This is a genomic window from Chitinophaga sp. LS1, from assembly GCF_034274695.1.
Classification (GTDB): Bacteria; Bacteroidota; Bacteroidia; order Chitinophagales; family Chitinophagaceae; genus Chitinophaga.
Map to the genome: position 1 here is coordinate 1080321 of NZ_CP128362.1, position 17077 is coordinate 1097397.

The following is a 17077-nucleotide window of genomic DNA, read 5'->3' on the forward strand; positions in this document are numbered from 1 at the left end:
TCTTTTTAAATCAAACTTTAATGCCTCGCCTGCTATTGCCCTCATAAATTGCAGGTATGAAATGGCTTTTCATTGTTTGCTTATTATTGCTGTAAAGCTGTGCTGCTACAAAAAATCTGAAAAATATTTTAACTTTCAGTATCAAAATTCACAACTACATACCGTCCCCTTCTCTACAACCCTACATCGATGGCTACCGCATCATCGATAGCGAGGTACTCATTGTCAATAGGGTATTACCGGGCATCGTACCTGTATTGGCACTGCGGTTAAAAGGCAATATCTCTTCCCAAAATGAATCACTGCCTACTTACTCGCTCTCAGGTCTGAGAAAAACACCCCGCCTCATTCAATATCATGCCGGCACTTCCAACCTGCTGATATTATTCAAAGAAGGAGGGCTCAATGCTTTCTTCGACATCCCTGCACATGAATTCTTCAATGAAAGTATCTCACTGGATAACCTGGTAGACATTTCCTTCTTAGAAGATCAACTGAGCGAAGGCACTGACTACATCGGCATCGTAGAAAATTTCCTACTACAACAACTCAAACACCGCACACCCGATCAGTTAATATTAGCAGCTACTAATGCAATCAAAGAACAACAGGGCAATTTAAATATCACTCAACTCGCCTCCTCCCTTTATATTAGTCAGGATGCATTTGAAAAACGTTTCAGAAAAGTGATCGGCACTACGCCAAAACAATTTGCAAGCCTCGTACGTATGCAATCCATCGTTAAAAACTATTCCACTAAAGACTTCACCCACCTTGCTCTCGAAGCCGGCTACTTTGACCAGGCACACTTCAACAAAGCCTTCAAACAATTCACCGGTCTCACGCCATCCAGCTTTTTCAATACACCTCCTCAATGGTAAATTTTACTATTTCCCAGAGATGGTAACAGCGAATGATTTACCTCAATGGTAAAATCAATGATTTTTACTATTCCCATATATGATAACAGCGAATCATTTACCTCAATGGTAAAATCAATGATTTTTTACTATTCCCAGATATGATAACAGCGAATGATTTACCTCAATGGTAAAATCAATGATTTTTTACTATTCCCAGAGATGGTAACAGCGAATGATTTACCTCAATGGTAAAATCAATGATTTTTACTATTTCCAGAGATGACAATAGCGAATCATTTACCTCAATGGTAAAATCAATGATTTTTTACTATTTCCAGAGATGATAATAGCGAATGATTTACCTCAATGGTAAAATCAATGATTTTTACTATTTCCAGAGATGACAATAGCGAATCATTTACCTCAATGGTAAAATCAATGATTTTTTACTATTCCCCGGCGTGATACCAGCGCATCTTTGCTACATGAAACATTTACTCATCGCATTGCTGCTCTTTGCTGGCACCGCAAAAAACACACAACACATGAAAGCTTTTGTCGTACTCGTTAAAGTACCACTTACTTACACTACAGAACAAGCCAAAGCTGTCAATCCCCAATGGGAAAAAGCCATTGCAGACTGGAAAGCATCCGGTCATTACATCACCAGCTTTGCCTATCCGGGAGAAAGTAAAGTGATTGCTCAACAGGCAGAGACGAAGAATCCCGCCCATCCTGAAGATAGTAACGTGACCACCCAACAAGCAACAATAGAAAACCTGAAACAGGTAAGTAGCATCCTGCTACGTGCAGAAAATATAGATGAGGCAACAATACTGGCCCAATCCTGTCCAATATTAAAATACGGAGGTAGCGTGGAAATCAGGGAAATCCCTAAGGGCGAACCGGCAATATTTCCTCCTTTACAATAGGCAAAATTTCTTGCTCTACAATAGGTAATATTTCCTCCTCTACGGCAGGAAATACCTCCTCCTTTACAATAAAAGAATTCCCCCACGCAGTCATTGCTTCCAATACAGGAATCAATGTCTCACCCAATTCAGTAAGAAAATATTCCACCTTTGGAGGCAACTGTGCATACACCACTTTCCGGATGATGCCATGTGCCTCCAATTCTTTCAATTGCTGATTCAACACCTGTCTGGATGCCTTTGGATTTTGCTGCTGCAATTGCCCGGGCCGGTTAATACCCTTGTAAATACTATATAGCAAACAAGGCTTCCACTTATTACCAATGATATCCATCGTCATGGCCATCCCGCAATCGAGGTCCTTCGGTATTTTACGCTCATACATATAACAAAGATACACCGCCTGTCAATAACCCGACATACGCATAATTTTATGCGTATGTCATAATCAACTGCGTACTTGACTCCAACGACATATACCGTGAATTTTGCCTTCAAAACAATCAAGATGAAACAACTTCTTTTTATTTTATTCCTGACAATTTCGCAACAAGCAAATTCGCAACAAGTCATTCCGCTACAACCCATTTCTCAACAAGTTATTCCGCAACACCCCACTTCGCAACACCCCATTCCGCTACAAGCCATTGCACAATTAAACCAACCTGGTTATTACCGCACTCAACTCGGCGACTACGAAGTGACTGCATTATCAGATGGCACGGTGCCTATTCACCTGCACGATATCCTCACCAATGTCTCGCACCGGGAAATCGATAGTTTGACGACACTCAGTTATCAAACACCCACCGAAGAAGCCTCTGTCAATGCCTACCTTTTAAAAATCAACGGCAAAAACATCCTCATCGATGCAGGCGCTGCTGAATTGTATGGCCCTACACTAGGCCACCTGCCAGAGAGCTTGCGCAAAATAGGCATAGCACCTGAACAAATCGATGCGATATTAGTCACACACATTCACACCGATCACACCGGCGGACTCATGCTCGATGGCAAAATGGTTTTCCCAAATGCCACCATTTACATCAGTAAACCAGAAGCAGATTTCTGGATGAATGAGAAAAACAAGACACCCCGCTTAGCCAAATGGTTCAAAGAAGCTGAAGACAAAGTAGGACCTTACATAAAAGCCGGCAAAGTAAAAACCTTTGAATATGGCACGCCACTTTTTCCCGGTATTACACCCATCGATGCTCACGGACATACACCCGGCCACACCTTCTATGCATTAGAGAGCAAAGGCGAAAAGATGCTATTCATCGGCGATATGATACATGCCGCCAGCATACAATTTCCAGACCCTGCCGTTACTATCAACTTTGATGTAGATGAAAAAAACGCCGCTATACAAAGGATCAAAACATTTAAAGATGCAGCTGCTAAGGGCTACTGGCTGGCCGCTGATCACATCTCCTTCCCGGGTATCGGTCATGTGAGACCACAAGCCAATGGCTATCTATGGATACCTATCAATTACAGCACATTAGGATCTGGCCAATAAAAGGTTTGATTTTCTTAACTTTGCCATATGGCAACAAGAATCAGTACCTGTATCGGCGCAGACTTAAAATCTAAAGGTTTTAAAGTACATGAGGTATCCGGCATCGTACCGGCCGCAGAAGTGCACGCCAGAAGGGATTATTATAAAATAGTGATGGTAACGGGGGATTTCATCCTGAAATTCGGAGATAAAACGATGGACATAGATGGTACCTACCTTTTCTTCGCCAATCCGAACGTCCATCATACGATTATCCCCCGTTCCCTTGAAAGATCAGGCTATGCCTGTGTCTTCACGGAAGATTTTATTGCTGGCAGGGAACTGACTGACCTGGTGCAGAATTCACCGCTATTCAGATCATCCGAATCACCGGTACTGCCATTAAACCCGGAACAAGTCGCATTTCTGACCAGCATTTACAGGAAAATGCTCACCGTATATAATAGTGATTATGAGCACAGAGATGAATTGTTCCGTAACTGTATTGAACTTATCATTCACGAAGCCCTACAGATTCAACCTGCCAACCAGGACCTGCGGGAACACAATGCCGCTGCCCGCGTCACCCGGTCTTTTTTAGAATTGCTGGAAAGGCAGTTCCCCATCGACAACCCTGCAGAACCACTCAAACTACGCACTGCACAGGATTTCGCCAACTCCCTCTCTGTACATACCAATTACCTGAACCGTACAGTAAAGGCCGTCACCGGCAAACCAACTTCCGTACTCATAGCCGAGAGAATTACCGCCGAAGCCAGGGCTTTGCTGCAACATACCAACTGGAGCGTAGCAGATATCGCCTATGGTCTGGGGTTTGAATATCCCACCTATTTTAATAACTATTTCAAAAGGATCACCGGCACCACCCCAAATGCCATCAGAACTACCAGGGTTTGAAAATCATACTTATTGATTTGATTCTCTTTAGTAAAAAATCGCCACATTCCTGACCTTTGTAGTATGAAACAATAAAACTACACTCCCCAAACAGGTTGCCAGCGGATTGAGCAAACAACCTATTGCCGTACTAAAGTCCAGTCAACTATTAAAGGGCTAATAGAGCGCAACTTTTCTAATATGCAGTGGCCCCGCATTCCCCGTAATCATCAATCGCCACTGCTCCGCATTCACCGGACTAAAAGTCTGTATCCGCTTATGCCCAACAGATTCTCCCGTCGCCACTTCTTTCCATTTATCCCCCATCATCGCCTGCAGACTATACGCTAAAATATTCTCCCCATATTCCAGATCTTCCATGATCATTATCTGACTGGCGGCTTTTCCAGTCTTATTTCCGAACTCAATAATGGATTGGGTTAAATTATTACGCACCGCCAAAGGTGCTGAAAAAACCTGTTTTAAACGATGCCCAAGACTATCAAAAACAAGCGAGTCTGCCTTTGGAATGAGTCCACTGGTATCCACCACCATACCTACAAGCATATTCGTATTCCTGCCTACACTCTTATAATACTTCTCCATCAGCTCCTTTACAGAAAACAGGTCCTTATCTTCACCAGCCTTCCACAACCATCCGCCATTCCATGCGTAATTTCTACGAATAGGAAAATCAGATTCCCCCGGGCACCAGTATTTCCCCTCCGGATCACCATGCAGACCATCTATTTTAACAGTGCCATCTGAAGCCGTCGTTTCATTTGCCCTGCTCCATTGTGGATAAGCTGCAAACCCATCTTCATTACCAATCCAGCGAATAGTATTGCCAGCTTTCAATGGCCCCTGAAATAAGATGGCTTGTGGTTGCTTGTCATGAATCATCTTCAGCACATCTGCCTCCAACCCATTTTGCAAACCTCCATCAAACCAGATTTCAAACATAGGACCATAGTTGCTCCAAAGCTCATTCAATTGGGCCAGCACAGCTTTGGTGTAAGCTTCGTCATGGGTGCCATAATAAGTGTTAGTATTTGTATTATAATAAAGCCCTGGGCGTAAGCCGTATTTTTTACAGGAGGCGATAAAATCCTGCAGGATATCTTTTTTATAAGGGGTATGTCCTACATTATAATCATTCACGGCAGAAGGCCAGAGGCAAAAACCGGTTCCATGCTTTACCGTGAGTACCGCATACTTTGCACCCGCTGCTTTTGCTGTCTTCACCCATTGATCTGTATTAAGTTTGGATGGATGGAAAATGGATAGATCAGGTAAGGTTTCTTTCTTTTTATAATCAAATGTTTCCGGTGCAAAGATGTTGATATCCAGGTGAATAATAACGCCCATCTCCGCATCCGCCCATGCAATCTGGTCTTTAGAAGGGAGCACCTGTTGAGAAAAAGATGGGATATACGCCAGCGTAATAAACAACGAAATTAAAGACAACCTGACCATAACGTTTCCATATTTGTATAAACTTACCCAATTTTGCATCTTTATCCTATACTTTATGCATGTTTATTACCCCAACGACATTATTTTGACCTTACTTGTTAAAGACGAGTCCCCGCGACTGTGGCAGAAGCATAAGGCTTAGTTTGAAATAGAGGAAAATTCCCCTGCCTACACCATGTTACATACCCCATATCTTTGCAATAAAGACAAAACACACCCAACATGAGGCACCTCAACAAACTGGTATTCTTATCTTTAGCATGCTATCTATCCTCACCATGACAGATATCTCACAAATCACCATCACAATCGCACCTTATGATGCAGCGCAATTTATCGACCATCACAAAATGGTCTTTCAAAATGCCGCGTCAACGACTATTACCATTTCAAAAGAAAAAGCAAGACGGGTCATGCAGGCACGCCTCGGCACAAGTAACTTCGATGATATGTTTGGTGTACAGGTCGGCCAGCAATATTTCGCTGAATCTCCCAGTCCATTACTGGAAAAATTAAGAGCCACAATCCCTATCGATAAAGTTATCGACGAACTAAAATCATAATTTCATTGCTGCGATAATTGGCGGAGATAATCAATATTCCGCCAATTGACTACATCCTTCCGCCTTTTGGCTACATTTCCACGCTGCAGGTACCTGACCTTTGTGACATGAAAGTAACACTCATCACTGGCGCCTCAGGTGGCATAGGCGAAGCATTCGCCAGACAACTGGCCAAAGAAGGCCATCATTTACTACTGGTAGCAAGATCTGCTGATAAGTTGAAAACACTCAGCGAACAATTAAGTCAGCAGTACAAAATCACAGCACATTACCTGGCCGTTGACCTTGCAAAGTCAGGCAGTGACCAAATCATAGCAGACGAAGTCGTTCATAGAAATCTACAGGTAGACTGGCTGATCAATAATGCAGGCATTGGTACCGGCGGAGATCTGATGATTCATCCCGATCTGCTGCAGGGTACGGAGTTGGCAAAGAAGATCCGGCAGTATGATTTCTTTCATTATGAGGTGAATGAAGCGCTAATTTTGTCGGCAGATGAAGAGCAGGATATAGAAGAACTGTTTAGGAAAATACAGCAGGAGATCAACAGGCCGATTGATAAATTCAGTCAGGATGTGTTGATTGCACAACTGGATTTATTATTCACTTATAGTAATCGTTTTTATGACAGACAGTTTATTACGCGGAGGCCATTAAACAATAACCTGTTGTCTTCATTTGAAATACTGTTAGATGAATTTTTTTCTCAAAAAAACATTAATACCGGCTTACCAACCATTGGGTATTTCGCAGATAAATTACACCTGTCTGCTAAGTACTTCAGTGATATGCTGAAACAGCTCACGGGTTTAACTGCACAGCAACATATTCATGAAAAACTGATTGAGAAGGCAAAAGAAAAGCTCTCTACATCTGAGTTATCTGTCAGTGAAATTGCTTATGAGCTGGGGTTTGAGCATTCACAGTCGTTCAGTAAGTTTTTTAAATCCAAGACGCAGCAAAGCCCTATGGAGTTCAGACAATCTATGATTTAATTTGTAGTTTTAATGCATGGACTTTTCATTCAGACAGCCCCTAAAACAAAAACAGCATCTTCGGTCAAAAGCCCGGTACAATAGGAGTAGTATATGCTAAAAAAATTCAAAAGGCAGGAACGACATCACTTGAATTTTTCCATTTTAAATTGTAGCTTAACCCTCCTCAGCCAAAAAGATTGTCATGCAAAAACTACCAGGAGCACTCCTGCTATGCCTCCTCACGTGTAAACTCTCTATCGCCCAAACGGGCAGTGCCAAAGAACCTGTAAGATACATAGGCGGTGTAACCGTAGATCCTTCTGTTCACGACGGCCGCCTCCGCTGGGCCATCGGCGTGGAAAACAGGCAGGTACTCAGGGCCAACCGCTCTCACCCTGAACTATCTGACAATTTCGGTTGGACCTACAACCACGCCCCCTTCATCGCCTACTGGAATCACCAATTTTACCTCCAATACCTCAGTAATCCAGTCAATGAACACGAAGCCCCCGGTCACACCCTTATTATGACCTCCAAAGACGGTCAGCACTGGACCCTGCCACAGGAAGTCTTTCCTCCTTACCAGGCACCTCCGGGTGTAAAAATTCCCGAAGGGTACAAGGGGTATATGATGCACCAACGCATGGGCTTCTATGTAGCACCCAACGGCCGCCTGCTCACAGTCGCCTTTTATGGTCATACAGAACACCCTTTCCGTGAAGGCGGCATCGGTCGCGTAGTCAGAGAAATTCACAAAGACGGCACTTTTGGACCTATCCATTTTATCCGCTACAGCAGTTATAATAAATGGAATGAAAGCAATACCAGCTTCCCATTCTACACGCACTCCACCGATACAGGTTTTGTAAATGCCTGTGCCGCCCTGCTCTCCGACAGGTTAATGAACTTCCAATGGCTAGATGAAGACAGCGGCAACGACGACTTCTATCCCAATTTCAAAACTTATAAAGACAGCGTGAACGCACTTTCCTACTTCCATCGCAAAGACGGCAAAGTAGTGGCCCTCTGGAAAAAATCCTGGACAGCCCTCTCTGACGATGAAGGCAAGACCTTTTCCAAACCAGTGAGAGTGCCTACTTTACTCATGGCTGGTGGTAAAAACTGGGGCCAGCGAACCAAAGACGGTCGGTATGCAATGGTCTACAATCCTATCGAAACACAGGAATACCGGTATCCACTGGCGTTAGTGACCAGTGATGACGGCATCATCTTCGATGATCTGCTGCTTGTACATGGCGAAGTTCCACCCCGCCGGTTTTATGGTAGATGGAAAGATTTTGGTCCTAATTATATAAGAGGTATTGAAGAAGGCAATGGTGTTCCACCGGGTAATGACATGTGGCTCGCTTACAGTGTGAATAAAGAAGATATATGGGTGGCACGTGTACCACTGCCGGTAAAGTATAAAGTCACGGGGCCGGTAAAAGATAATTTCAATGGTACAGGGAAAGATAATTTCACCGGCACTGTGAAAAACAATACCATCAACACAGGAAAAGACAATTCCATTAGTGATGGCAAAAGCAATTCAATCAGCGCGGGCAAAGATAATAGCATCAGTACTGTAAAAGACAATGCCATCAACCCGCTCAAAGACTGGAATATCTACGCCCCTCAATGGGCGACCGTTACCATCGCGAACAACGCCTTGCGACTTGCTGACAAAGATCCTTACGACTATGCCAGAGCTATTCGCGTATTCAAAGAAAGCAGGCAAACAAAATTACAATTGAAAGTCTCTCCTCAACAAAACGACCACGGCATGCTGGATATCGACATCACTGACCGATTTGGCAATAGACCTGTGCGCATCAGTTTCAGTGAACAAGGGTACATTACCGCACAGGATGGGGATTCCATCAAACAACTCCAACCCTACATACCCGGCACCTGGTACACCATCGACATTACGATTACCAATAAAAACTACGATATTACTATCAATAAAAAGCACTTCCTCCAACACGCACAACTAGCAGAAGCCGTAAAATCAGTAGAACGCCTTTCCTTACGCACGGGCCCTTACAGAAACTTACCCAATCGTAAAACACCTAATCAGGTAGAATCTGGTCCATTAGCAGGGGCAGACGATCCACTACCAGAAGCCGTGTTTTACATAGATGATGTACTAATTCAATAATAAATCACAATTCAATTCAACACCATCCACCGTCGCCCCCATCTTTTGATAAAACTCAATCGCATGGTGGTTCCAATTGGATACCTGCCACCTCACCTTTTTACAATTCCGGGAACGGGCCAGTTCAATCACCGATTGCAACAAGCCCTTCCCCATTCCCTGCCCTCTCACAGAAGGCTGTAGATAAAGGTCATCCAGGTACAGTGCCTTCCCACTCCAGGAATAATACGTCCAGAAGAAAGTAGCAAACCCTACAATGATACCATCAACCTCCACCACAAATGCCTGAAACAGCTCCTTATCAGCCAGCATCTGCTCAGGGGTAATACTGACCTTATCCTCTGATTTCTGGAAAACAGCAAACTCGCGAATTAGCAAAAAAATAGCTGGAAAATCTTTTTCTGTAGCAAGTCGGATAGAAAATGGTTGCATAACTTTGTCCGCTGAAATTTTGAAGGAATACCAATAAAAGGTAATCAGATTAATGGAATTTCGATAGTCCTTAGGCTGCTATATTTTACTATCCATATTCCACGCCGTTAAATAACTGGTTTATAGCCAATGATTGAATCGGCAGTTTGTGTATCTTGGCTACGGTATTCGTGCTCAGTTACCAAAAACGGATCGCCGCTCACCTTCAATGAGCTTCGCAAAACGGATTGCCACTCATGACCATTGAGCTACGCAAAAACGAATTACCGTCCTCGTTCAATGAGCTACCAAAAACGAATTACCACCCACGTCCAATGAAATTCAGATCACTGCTAACGATTTGTTGCCTGTATACCATTGCCACCTTTGGCCAGACCGCCATCCAGGTAGACCTCAAAAATGAAAAAGGCCCGCTCAAACCCATCTGGGCCTGGTTTGGCTATGATGAGCCAAATTATACCTATATGAAAGATGGGAAGAAACTGCTTTCTGAACTGGCAGCCCTCAGTCCCGTTCCCGTGTATGTACGTGCACATAACCTGATGAACACAGGCGATGGCGAAGCCGCCCTGAAATGGGGTTCTACAAATATGTATACGGAAGATGCAAATGGAAACCCTGTTTACAACTGGCGAATTGTTGACTCCATTTTCGACACCTATATCAACCGGAAAATGAAACCGCTGGCACAGATTGGTTTTATGCCGGAAGCATTATCCACACATCCCACTCCTTATAGACATTACTGGCAACCAGGACATGATTACAAAGAGATTTGTACCGGCTGGGCCTATCCTCCCAAAGACTATAACAAATGGGAAGAACTGATTTACCAATGGGTAAAACATTGCGTAGCCCGCTATGGAAAAGCAGAAGTAGAAAGCTGGTATTGGGAACTTTGGAATGAAGCAGATGGATACTATCTAATGGTGGATGACAAGATACCTACTTACTGCAAAATGTACGACTATGCATCTGCTGGTGTAAAACGCGCCTTGCCAACAGCCAGAGTGGGTGGTCCGCATGCTACAGGTGGAGCAGGAGAGTTCATGCGTCGGTTTATTACCCATTGTTTAAAAGAGAAAAACGAAGCCACCGGACAAATCGGTGCACCTATTGATTTCCTTGCCTTTCATGCGAAAGGGGCACCTGTGTTTACTAATAATCGGGTACGCATGGGCATGAATAATCAATTAAAAGATGTGAACCGGCATTTAAAGATCATTTCTTCTTTTCCGGAACTAAAGAATATCCCCATTATTATTGGTGAATCCGATCCTGAAGGTTGTGCTGCCTGTGGAATGAAAACAGATCCGCAGAATGCTTATAGAAATGGAACGATGTATTCAAGTTACACGGCGGCCTCTATTGCACGTATCATTGAGTTAAATGACAGTTATGGCACGAATATCATTGGTGCGGTAAATTGGTCTTTTGAATTTGAGAATCAACCCTGGTTTTATGGTTTTAGAGAATTGGCGACAAATGGTGTGGATAAACCTGTCTTAAATGTATTCCGGATGATGGGGATGATGTCAGGTACCAGGTTAGCCATTACTGGTGATGTAGCATATGATGCGCAATCTATTATGGCAAATGGAGTAAGAGGTGATAAAACCGATGTAAATGCGCTGGCAGCTGCCTCCAAAACAGCTACGACTATTTTATTATGGAATTATCATGATGATGATATTACCACGGGAGCATCAACAGTGGAATTAACTATTCAAAATATGCCCGGTAAAAAAGCGACACTTCATCATTATCGGATCGATCAGGAGTATAGTAATTCATATGAGGTGTGGAAGAAAATGGGATCACCTGCATCACCGACTCCGGCACAGTATACTACGCTGGAAAAGGCTGGGCAATTGGCTTTACTGAATGCACCTGAGAAAATCAAAATCACAAATGGTATTTACAAACTAAAAATAAATCTGCCAAGACAAGCGGTGTCACTGATTAAAATTACTTACGAGTAAAATTTCAGTATCATTCATCTGATTTGCCTGAAAGCAAATCAGATGAATGATACAATTCACTTTTCTTTCGACATCCTCACAAAATCAGCCGTAAATACCCCTTTCGGGATCATTACAGATCTCCTTTATTTTCAATCTTTCCTTGTGTTAATTCTCTTGCCGCCTCCTGCCACGCGCTATCCTGCGGATAAAACGCACTTCTCAGATACGCCCATGTCAATTGCTGTACTGCTGCTACTCTTGCAGGATTTTCATCTGAAGTCTCTGTTACAAGATAACCAGAAATACCACCCAGCAAATGTTCTCCACCATATAATACGGCCAATGATTTAGGGCCCGGACTCAATGTATATGGATCCGTAAACCAATCCCAGCCACGCACTGTCAAAGGTGAAATATCTTTATCACCTGCCACTACCAATGTCGGCTTTTTCATTCCACTAAAATCAGGATTCATAAACGAGTAATGCGTTGCTGCAAACTCGCTCAGATCTTTACCACCATTTCCACCGGCACATAACAATATCCCAACCTGAATACGCGCATCAGACATATCTATATCTTCTCCAATCACGCGCATGCCCAACAACATCCCTGTGGTCTGTGCACCAAATGAATGTCCAACAGCTGCAATACGAGTCGTATCCACGCGCTCACTCAAACCAGGCACCACACAAATAATATCATCTATATGATCCAGCACCTGTTTCATATCAGTTACCCGAATCTTCCAGATATCAGGCGTCCGCACATCATCCGGACTCAAACCTATTCTTTTCGAATCCAGAAAACTGGGCTGTATCACCACAAATCCCCTCGCCGCCCAATAATTGACAAGCGGTGCATATCCATCCAATGAATTACCATAACCATGTGCAAACAAAATAACGGGGAGCTGGTTACCTTTGATTGGAGCCGAAATCCGTACCTGTAAATCTAAACCACGTTCTGGTGCAGAAAGCACAACAGGACTAACTGAAATAACTTTTTCCATGAGCTTTTTTTACAAAGCTCCGCCGAAAATACCTGTGCCAATAATGACAATCAAACCAATCATTAAGATTTTCAAACCTCTTGCAAAATGTCTGCTGATCTGTATCAATATCTCACCCAAGCTTACCAAACAGGAACTACCCACTATTTACCATTTGCAAAATAACTACGGCCTGGAATCAATACCTCACCCTAGCTAACTAAACAAAAACTATCCACTACTTCCCCTTTACAAAAAGATTCCTGCTCCGCATCAATACCTCACCCAAGCTAACAAAAACCACCTACTACTTCCCCTTTGCAAAATGACTCCTCACCCTCGTCAACGTCTCTCTCGACATCCCTAAATACGAAGCCACCATATGCAATGGCACCCTATTAAAAATATCCGGATACTCCTCCACAAATGCCAGATACCGCTCTTCCGGCGTCGCACTGATCTGTTTATAAATCCTTTGCTGACTCGCATTATAACTATTCGACTGCAACCGATCCACCAAAGGTTTCAGTAAAGGAATCTGCTCCAACAAAAGCAAAAACGACTCCTTCGCCACAATCACCAACTCACTCTCCTCCAACGCCTGTATATTATACTGCGCCGGCGTACCATTACTATAACTCTCATTATCCGTAATCCACCAATCCTTAACCACAAACTTGAATGTATGCTCATTCCCTCCATCATCCAACCGATAAGATCGCAAACACCCACTCACCACAAACGCACTAAACCTACACACCTCTCCTTCCTGCAACAAAAACTCCTTCTTTTTTAAAACTTTAGAAACACAATGCGTCTCCATCAACTCCAACTCCTGCGGAGTCAAATTGATCTTATCACTAAAATATGCAGCCAGCGCACTAAACATCTTATCAATTAAATTTTGCGTCAAATGACTTTTTTTCCCCTACCCGGGACAATGACCTTTGCTTCATAAAATTAACAAATCATGGATAAATTGAATGTAGACATCCGGAATGGAGTAGCTTTCGCCTCGATCAATAACCCACCCATGAACGTGCTGGATGCCCCGCTCATGATCTCCCTGGCACAATTCGTTGCCGCTATGCAGGAGGACAAAACTGTACAGGTCATCGTCTTCCAAAGCGCAGATCCAGACTATTTCATCGCCCATGGCGATATGAATTACATCGTCAATCCCGCGTCCTTTGCCGACCTGGCCACCCCTGAAATGTTGCAGGCGCCGATCAATCCCATGCAACAACTACATGAACAGATCCGCCAGCTCCCACAGGTGACCATCGCTATCATTGACGGCTATGTACGTGGCGGAGGCAATGAACTGGCCCTTGCCTGCGACATGCGTTTTGCCTCCCTTGAAAAGGCACGTTTTGCCCAACCAGAAACCTTAATGGGCATCATCCCTGGTGGTGGCGGCACCCAATACCTAACCAGATTAATCGGCAGAGCACGTGCACTGGAGGTCATTCTCGGCGGAGAATTATTAGATGGTCTACAGGCAGAAAAATATGGCCTTGTCAACCGTGCATTGCCACAGGCAACACTATATAATTACGTCAATACCCTCGCCACCCGCATCGCCACTCTCCCCGAAGATGTCGCGGCATCAGCTGTAAAAGCAATCGATGCAAACGACCTGGCCACTGAAAACCAGCTATGTATGAGCCTCTTCACCAGACCTGTTACCTTAGCACGTACCAAAGCCGCCATGGAGGCCGGTGCACAGACACGCGAAGGCGAGAAAGACCTGGAAGGGATACTAAATAAACTGTGATTTATTATCTTTGCGAACAGGTACCGTGAAATCAGCACCGTATCTGTTCCTGACAAACCTTTGCAGGAATACCTGCAGGGATATATCAGCAAAAAATACGGAGAACAGTACCAGCAGAATAATGGTAAATACCTACTCTGCCTGGTACAGCTCTTCCGGATTAATGATCATCGTAATGCTCCTGAAAGATCATATGTACGTATCAAAGGAGCCACTTTTTTATCGCCGGATAACCAGCAATTCCAACTCCCCTGTCAGTTCGATACCTCACTGGTAGATGCTGACAAACATGCCAGCCGCGACCATAGCTGGAATATGGCCAGAGCCATTGATATGTTCATGACCGCTGCTGACAAACAAAATGTAACGGGTACACCTCATTCCAGCCAGGAAATCATAGCCTGGGAGCGATATCAACAACCCATCTACACAACCACCAACTATATAGATGGTGTGTATATGAGTTATAAGGAGTTTTTAAAAAATGCCCCTGCTGTGAATAACTTTACCATTAAGACGGAACCTGGCAAAGCCCATGTATATCATATCCATGATGATAGCAGTCGCAATGTGATTCCTGAACCATGGGGTATTTGTTACAAAGGACAATTATTCAGGTGTAAATGGAATAACTTTATCCCACTGAAACGAAGTGGACTGGCATTTAACATTATTGACAAGGATGCTGCGGATAGTGCCGTATTTGTGAAAGTATCAGGAGGACAGATAGTCGATGCAGTCGCAGCTTCAATATTTACAGGATATCTTGTTTTACCGTGGATGGGTCAGACGGATGGCCGCTCCAATTACTTTATCACCTATCAGTCCGATCTGGTAGATCGTCCATACGCTGGCATGATCGACCCGTTCACAGGAGAACTGATGTTCTGATAACAATGCAATTACTCAGAGACCATATTGAAAAAATACTACCGCTCACGGATGAAGAATTTTCATTTGTGCAGACACTCTTTACCACTAAAAAGTATAAGAAACATCAGTACCTTATACAGGAAGGGGAGGAGGTAAAGTATTGTTACCTGGTCATTTCCGGTTTGTTAAAACTGGTCTATAATGATGACAACGGGAAAGACCACATTGTCTCCTTCGCCATGGAAGACTGGTGGGAAAGTGACTACTCTGCATTTTATACCCAGTCAGTTGCCACCATGTCTTTAGAATGTATAGAAGACACAGAAGTCTACTGTTTCTCCTTCGAAAATTATAAAAAGCTTTGCGCGGAACTGCCTAAAATGGAACGTTTTTTCCTGCAGAAATCCACCTTTGGTTTCCTGGCGGCACAGCGCCGTATTCTCTCATTGCTTACTTCTAATGCCAAAGAGCGGTATGAACAGTTACTCAAACAACATCCGTCCCTGTTACAGCGGGTTCCCAAAAGTTTGCTGGCAGCCTACCTGGGGGTATCCAGGGAGACCCTGAGCCGGTTGGTGTGACATACCTCACAGCATAATAGTGAGGTAGATCAAGGGCTAAATTCCCTCCTTATCCTGAGCTTTGCCTCATGGAAACAAGAAGCATCAATCCCTGGACCTGGCAGGACGAACGTAGTTATTCCCAGGCAATAGAAGTAAAGAACGCCACCAGCACCCTGTACTGTGCAGGACAAGCAGCCGTATTCCCGGATGGCACCTCCAGCAATGAGGATATGAAAAGCCAGTTGCTCCTCGCCATCGCCAACCTGGAGCAGGTCATTTCAGCAGCCGGGTATACACCCAAAGGCATTGTCAGATTAAACATCTACACAACATCTTCAGCAGACCTCTGGCCACACTTTCCCTTACTACAGGAGTGGATTGCAAAACATGGCATCCGGCAGGCGACCACCCTCATGGAAGTAAAATCCCTTTTCGAAACATTGCAGGTAGAACTGGAAGCTACAGTAGTAAAATAATCCTAATTTTGTGCCCATGAGTTATTATATCCGTATACTGGGCACTCAAGACCCGGACATTCATCTCGACGATATTTCTGAAGAGCTGGACGCAGAAGCATTGTCAGCTCAATTTGGGGTGCTAAAAAATGAGAAACCTGAGAAATGGTCAGTGTTTGAATTGAAAAATGAAAAGGGGAAACTGCTGGCGACAGTAGAGCGAAACCCAGTGACAACCGAAGGCATTGGCCGGGAAGAACTGGATGAATTCAAACAGAGCATCCTCGAATTCCAACCGGCATCGGCAGCAAAGTGGCTGAATGAATTCTTTGATAGCGTGAAGGTGATATACGCGATTGAGTTACTACCAATCGGTATGGAGGCGGAGAACTATCATATCATTACCACTACACAGGGTATTATCTGGGAACAGGTAAATGGTATTCTGCAGGCGGATGAAGAAGGGTTTACAAATGAGGAAGGATATCATATACTCTGGCAGTTTCCGGATGATGCAGATGGCGAATGGAATTGCGCAGTGTTGAATGCTGAAGGGAAATGGGAGAATTTTAATATGGACCTGGCGGATGAGCAACAAAGGGAAGCATTTAAGGCAGGCAAGGTACCAGAAGGTGCAAAAAAGGTGAAATAA

At 43.9% G+C, this 17077-nt stretch carries 18 protein-coding genes; 13 read left to right on the top strand and 5 right to left on the bottom strand.

Annotated elements, in window-relative coordinates:
- Positions 1-158: 158 nt before the first annotated feature.
- The gene (locus QQL36_RS04470; RefSeq protein ID WP_321570539.1) at positions 159-881 is read left to right on the top strand and encodes a helix-turn-helix transcriptional regulator; all 723 of its coding nucleotides are present in this window, start codon (positions 159-161) and stop codon (positions 879-881) included.
- 467 nt (positions 882-1348) lie between these two features.
- A complete protein-coding gene (locus QQL36_RS04475) occupies positions 1349-1795 on the top strand; it encodes a hypothetical protein (protein WP_083722650.1) in 447 nt (148 codons plus the stop codon).
- Here the strand turns inward: QQL36_RS04475 and QQL36_RS04480 are convergent.
- Positions 1758-2180 carry a helix-turn-helix domain-containing protein gene (locus QQL36_RS04480; protein WP_321569088.1) on the bottom strand — a complete coding sequence of 141 codons (423 nt, stop codon included), beginning with the start codon at positions 2178-2180 and terminating at the stop codon, positions 1758-1760. The genes QQL36_RS04475 and QQL36_RS04480 overlap by 38 nt on opposite strands.
- Before the next feature lie 123 nt (positions 2181-2303).
- On the opposite strand from QQL36_RS04480, the gene QQL36_RS04485 reads away from it, so the two are divergent.
- Entirely contained in the window at positions 2304-3317 is a 1014-nt protein-coding gene (locus QQL36_RS04485) for an MBL fold metallo-hydrolase (RefSeq protein WP_321569089.1), read from the top strand.
- Between the two features lie 27 nt (positions 3318-3344).
- A complete protein-coding gene (locus QQL36_RS04490) occupies positions 3345-4214 on the top strand; it encodes a helix-turn-helix transcriptional regulator (RefSeq protein ID WP_321569090.1) in 870 nt (289 codons plus the stop codon).
- A gap of 156 nt (positions 4215-4370) precedes the next feature.
- On the opposite strand, the gene QQL36_RS04495 is transcribed toward QQL36_RS04490, so the two are convergent.
- Positions 4371-5669 (bottom strand): alpha-L-fucosidase, encoded by a 1299-nt coding sequence (locus QQL36_RS04495; RefSeq protein WP_321569091.1) that lies wholly within the window; start codon positions 5667-5669, stop codon positions 4371-4373.
- A gap of 260 nt (positions 5670-5929) precedes the next feature.
- On the opposite strand from QQL36_RS04495, the gene QQL36_RS04500 reads away from it, so the two are divergent.
- The 3 genes from QQL36_RS04500 to QQL36_RS04510 all read left to right on the top strand — a co-directional run bounded on the left by QQL36_RS04500 (position 5930) and on the right by QQL36_RS04510 (position 9370).
- Positions 5930-6232, top strand: a complete 303-nt coding sequence (locus QQL36_RS04500; RefSeq protein ID WP_321569092.1) for a hypothetical protein — start codon at positions 5930-5932, stop codon at positions 6230-6232.
- 17 nt (positions 6233-6249) lie between these two features.
- Complete coding sequence (locus QQL36_RS04505; protein WP_321569093.1) at positions 6250-7227, top strand: SDR family NAD(P)-dependent oxidoreductase; 978 nt, start codon at positions 6250-6252, stop codon at positions 7225-7227.
- Between the two features lie 184 nt (positions 7228-7411).
- A complete protein-coding gene (locus QQL36_RS04510) occupies positions 7412-9370 on the top strand; it encodes a six-hairpin glycosidase (RefSeq protein ID WP_321569094.1) in 1959 nt (652 codons plus the stop codon).
- On the opposite strand, the gene QQL36_RS04515 is transcribed toward QQL36_RS04510, so the two are convergent.
- Complete coding sequence (locus tag QQL36_RS04515; RefSeq protein WP_321569095.1) at positions 9359-9802, bottom strand: GNAT family N-acetyltransferase; 444 nt, start codon at positions 9800-9802, stop codon at positions 9359-9361. The genes QQL36_RS04510 and QQL36_RS04515 overlap by 12 nt on opposite strands.
- 314 nt (positions 9803-10116) lie before the next feature.
- On the opposite strand from QQL36_RS04515, the gene QQL36_RS04520 reads away from it, so the two are divergent.
- Positions 10117-11784, top strand: a complete 1668-nt coding sequence (locus QQL36_RS04520) for a GH39 family glycosyl hydrolase (RefSeq protein WP_321569096.1) — start codon at positions 10117-10119, stop codon at positions 11782-11784.
- A 112-nt stretch (positions 11785-11896) separates the two neighbouring features.
- On the opposite strand, the gene QQL36_RS04525 is transcribed toward QQL36_RS04520, so the two are convergent.
- Positions 11897-12778 carry an alpha/beta hydrolase family protein gene (locus QQL36_RS04525; protein ID WP_321569097.1) on the bottom strand — a complete coding sequence of 294 codons (882 nt, stop codon included), beginning with the start codon at positions 12776-12778 and terminating at the stop codon, positions 11897-11899.
- Positions 12779-13064: 286 nt separating this feature from the next.
- Positions 13065-13670, bottom strand: a complete 606-nt coding sequence (locus QQL36_RS04530) for a Crp/Fnr family transcriptional regulator (RefSeq protein ID WP_321569098.1) — start codon at positions 13668-13670, stop codon at positions 13065-13067.
- Positions 13671-13727: 57 nt separating this feature from the next.
- Between QQL36_RS04530 and QQL36_RS04535 the strand changes: the two genes are divergently transcribed.
- The 5 genes from QQL36_RS04535 (at position 13728) to QQL36_RS04555 (ending at position 17077) form a co-directional block, all read left to right on the top strand.
- Complete coding sequence (locus QQL36_RS04535) at positions 13728-14534, top strand: enoyl-CoA hydratase/isomerase family protein (RefSeq protein ID WP_321569099.1); 807 nt, start codon at positions 13728-13730, stop codon at positions 14532-14534.
- Between the two features lie 60 nt (positions 14535-14594).
- Positions 14595-15425 carry a hypothetical protein gene (locus tag QQL36_RS04540; protein WP_321569100.1) on the top strand — a complete coding sequence of 277 codons (831 nt, stop codon included), beginning with the start codon at positions 14595-14597 and terminating at the stop codon, positions 15423-15425.
- Positions 15426-15430: 5 nt separating this feature from the next.
- Positions 15431-15988 carry a Crp/Fnr family transcriptional regulator gene (locus QQL36_RS04545; RefSeq protein WP_321569101.1) on the top strand — a complete coding sequence of 186 codons (558 nt, stop codon included), beginning with the start codon at positions 15431-15433 and terminating at the stop codon, positions 15986-15988.
- A 68-nt stretch (positions 15989-16056) separates the two neighbouring features.
- Entirely contained in the window at positions 16057-16446 is a 390-nt protein-coding gene (locus QQL36_RS04550; RefSeq protein WP_083722635.1) for a RidA family protein, read from the top strand.
- A 16-nt stretch (positions 16447-16462) separates the two neighbouring features.
- Positions 16463-17077, top strand: coding sequence for a hypothetical protein (locus tag QQL36_RS04555; protein ID WP_083722634.1), 615 nt, complete (start codon positions 16463-16465; stop codon positions 17075-17077).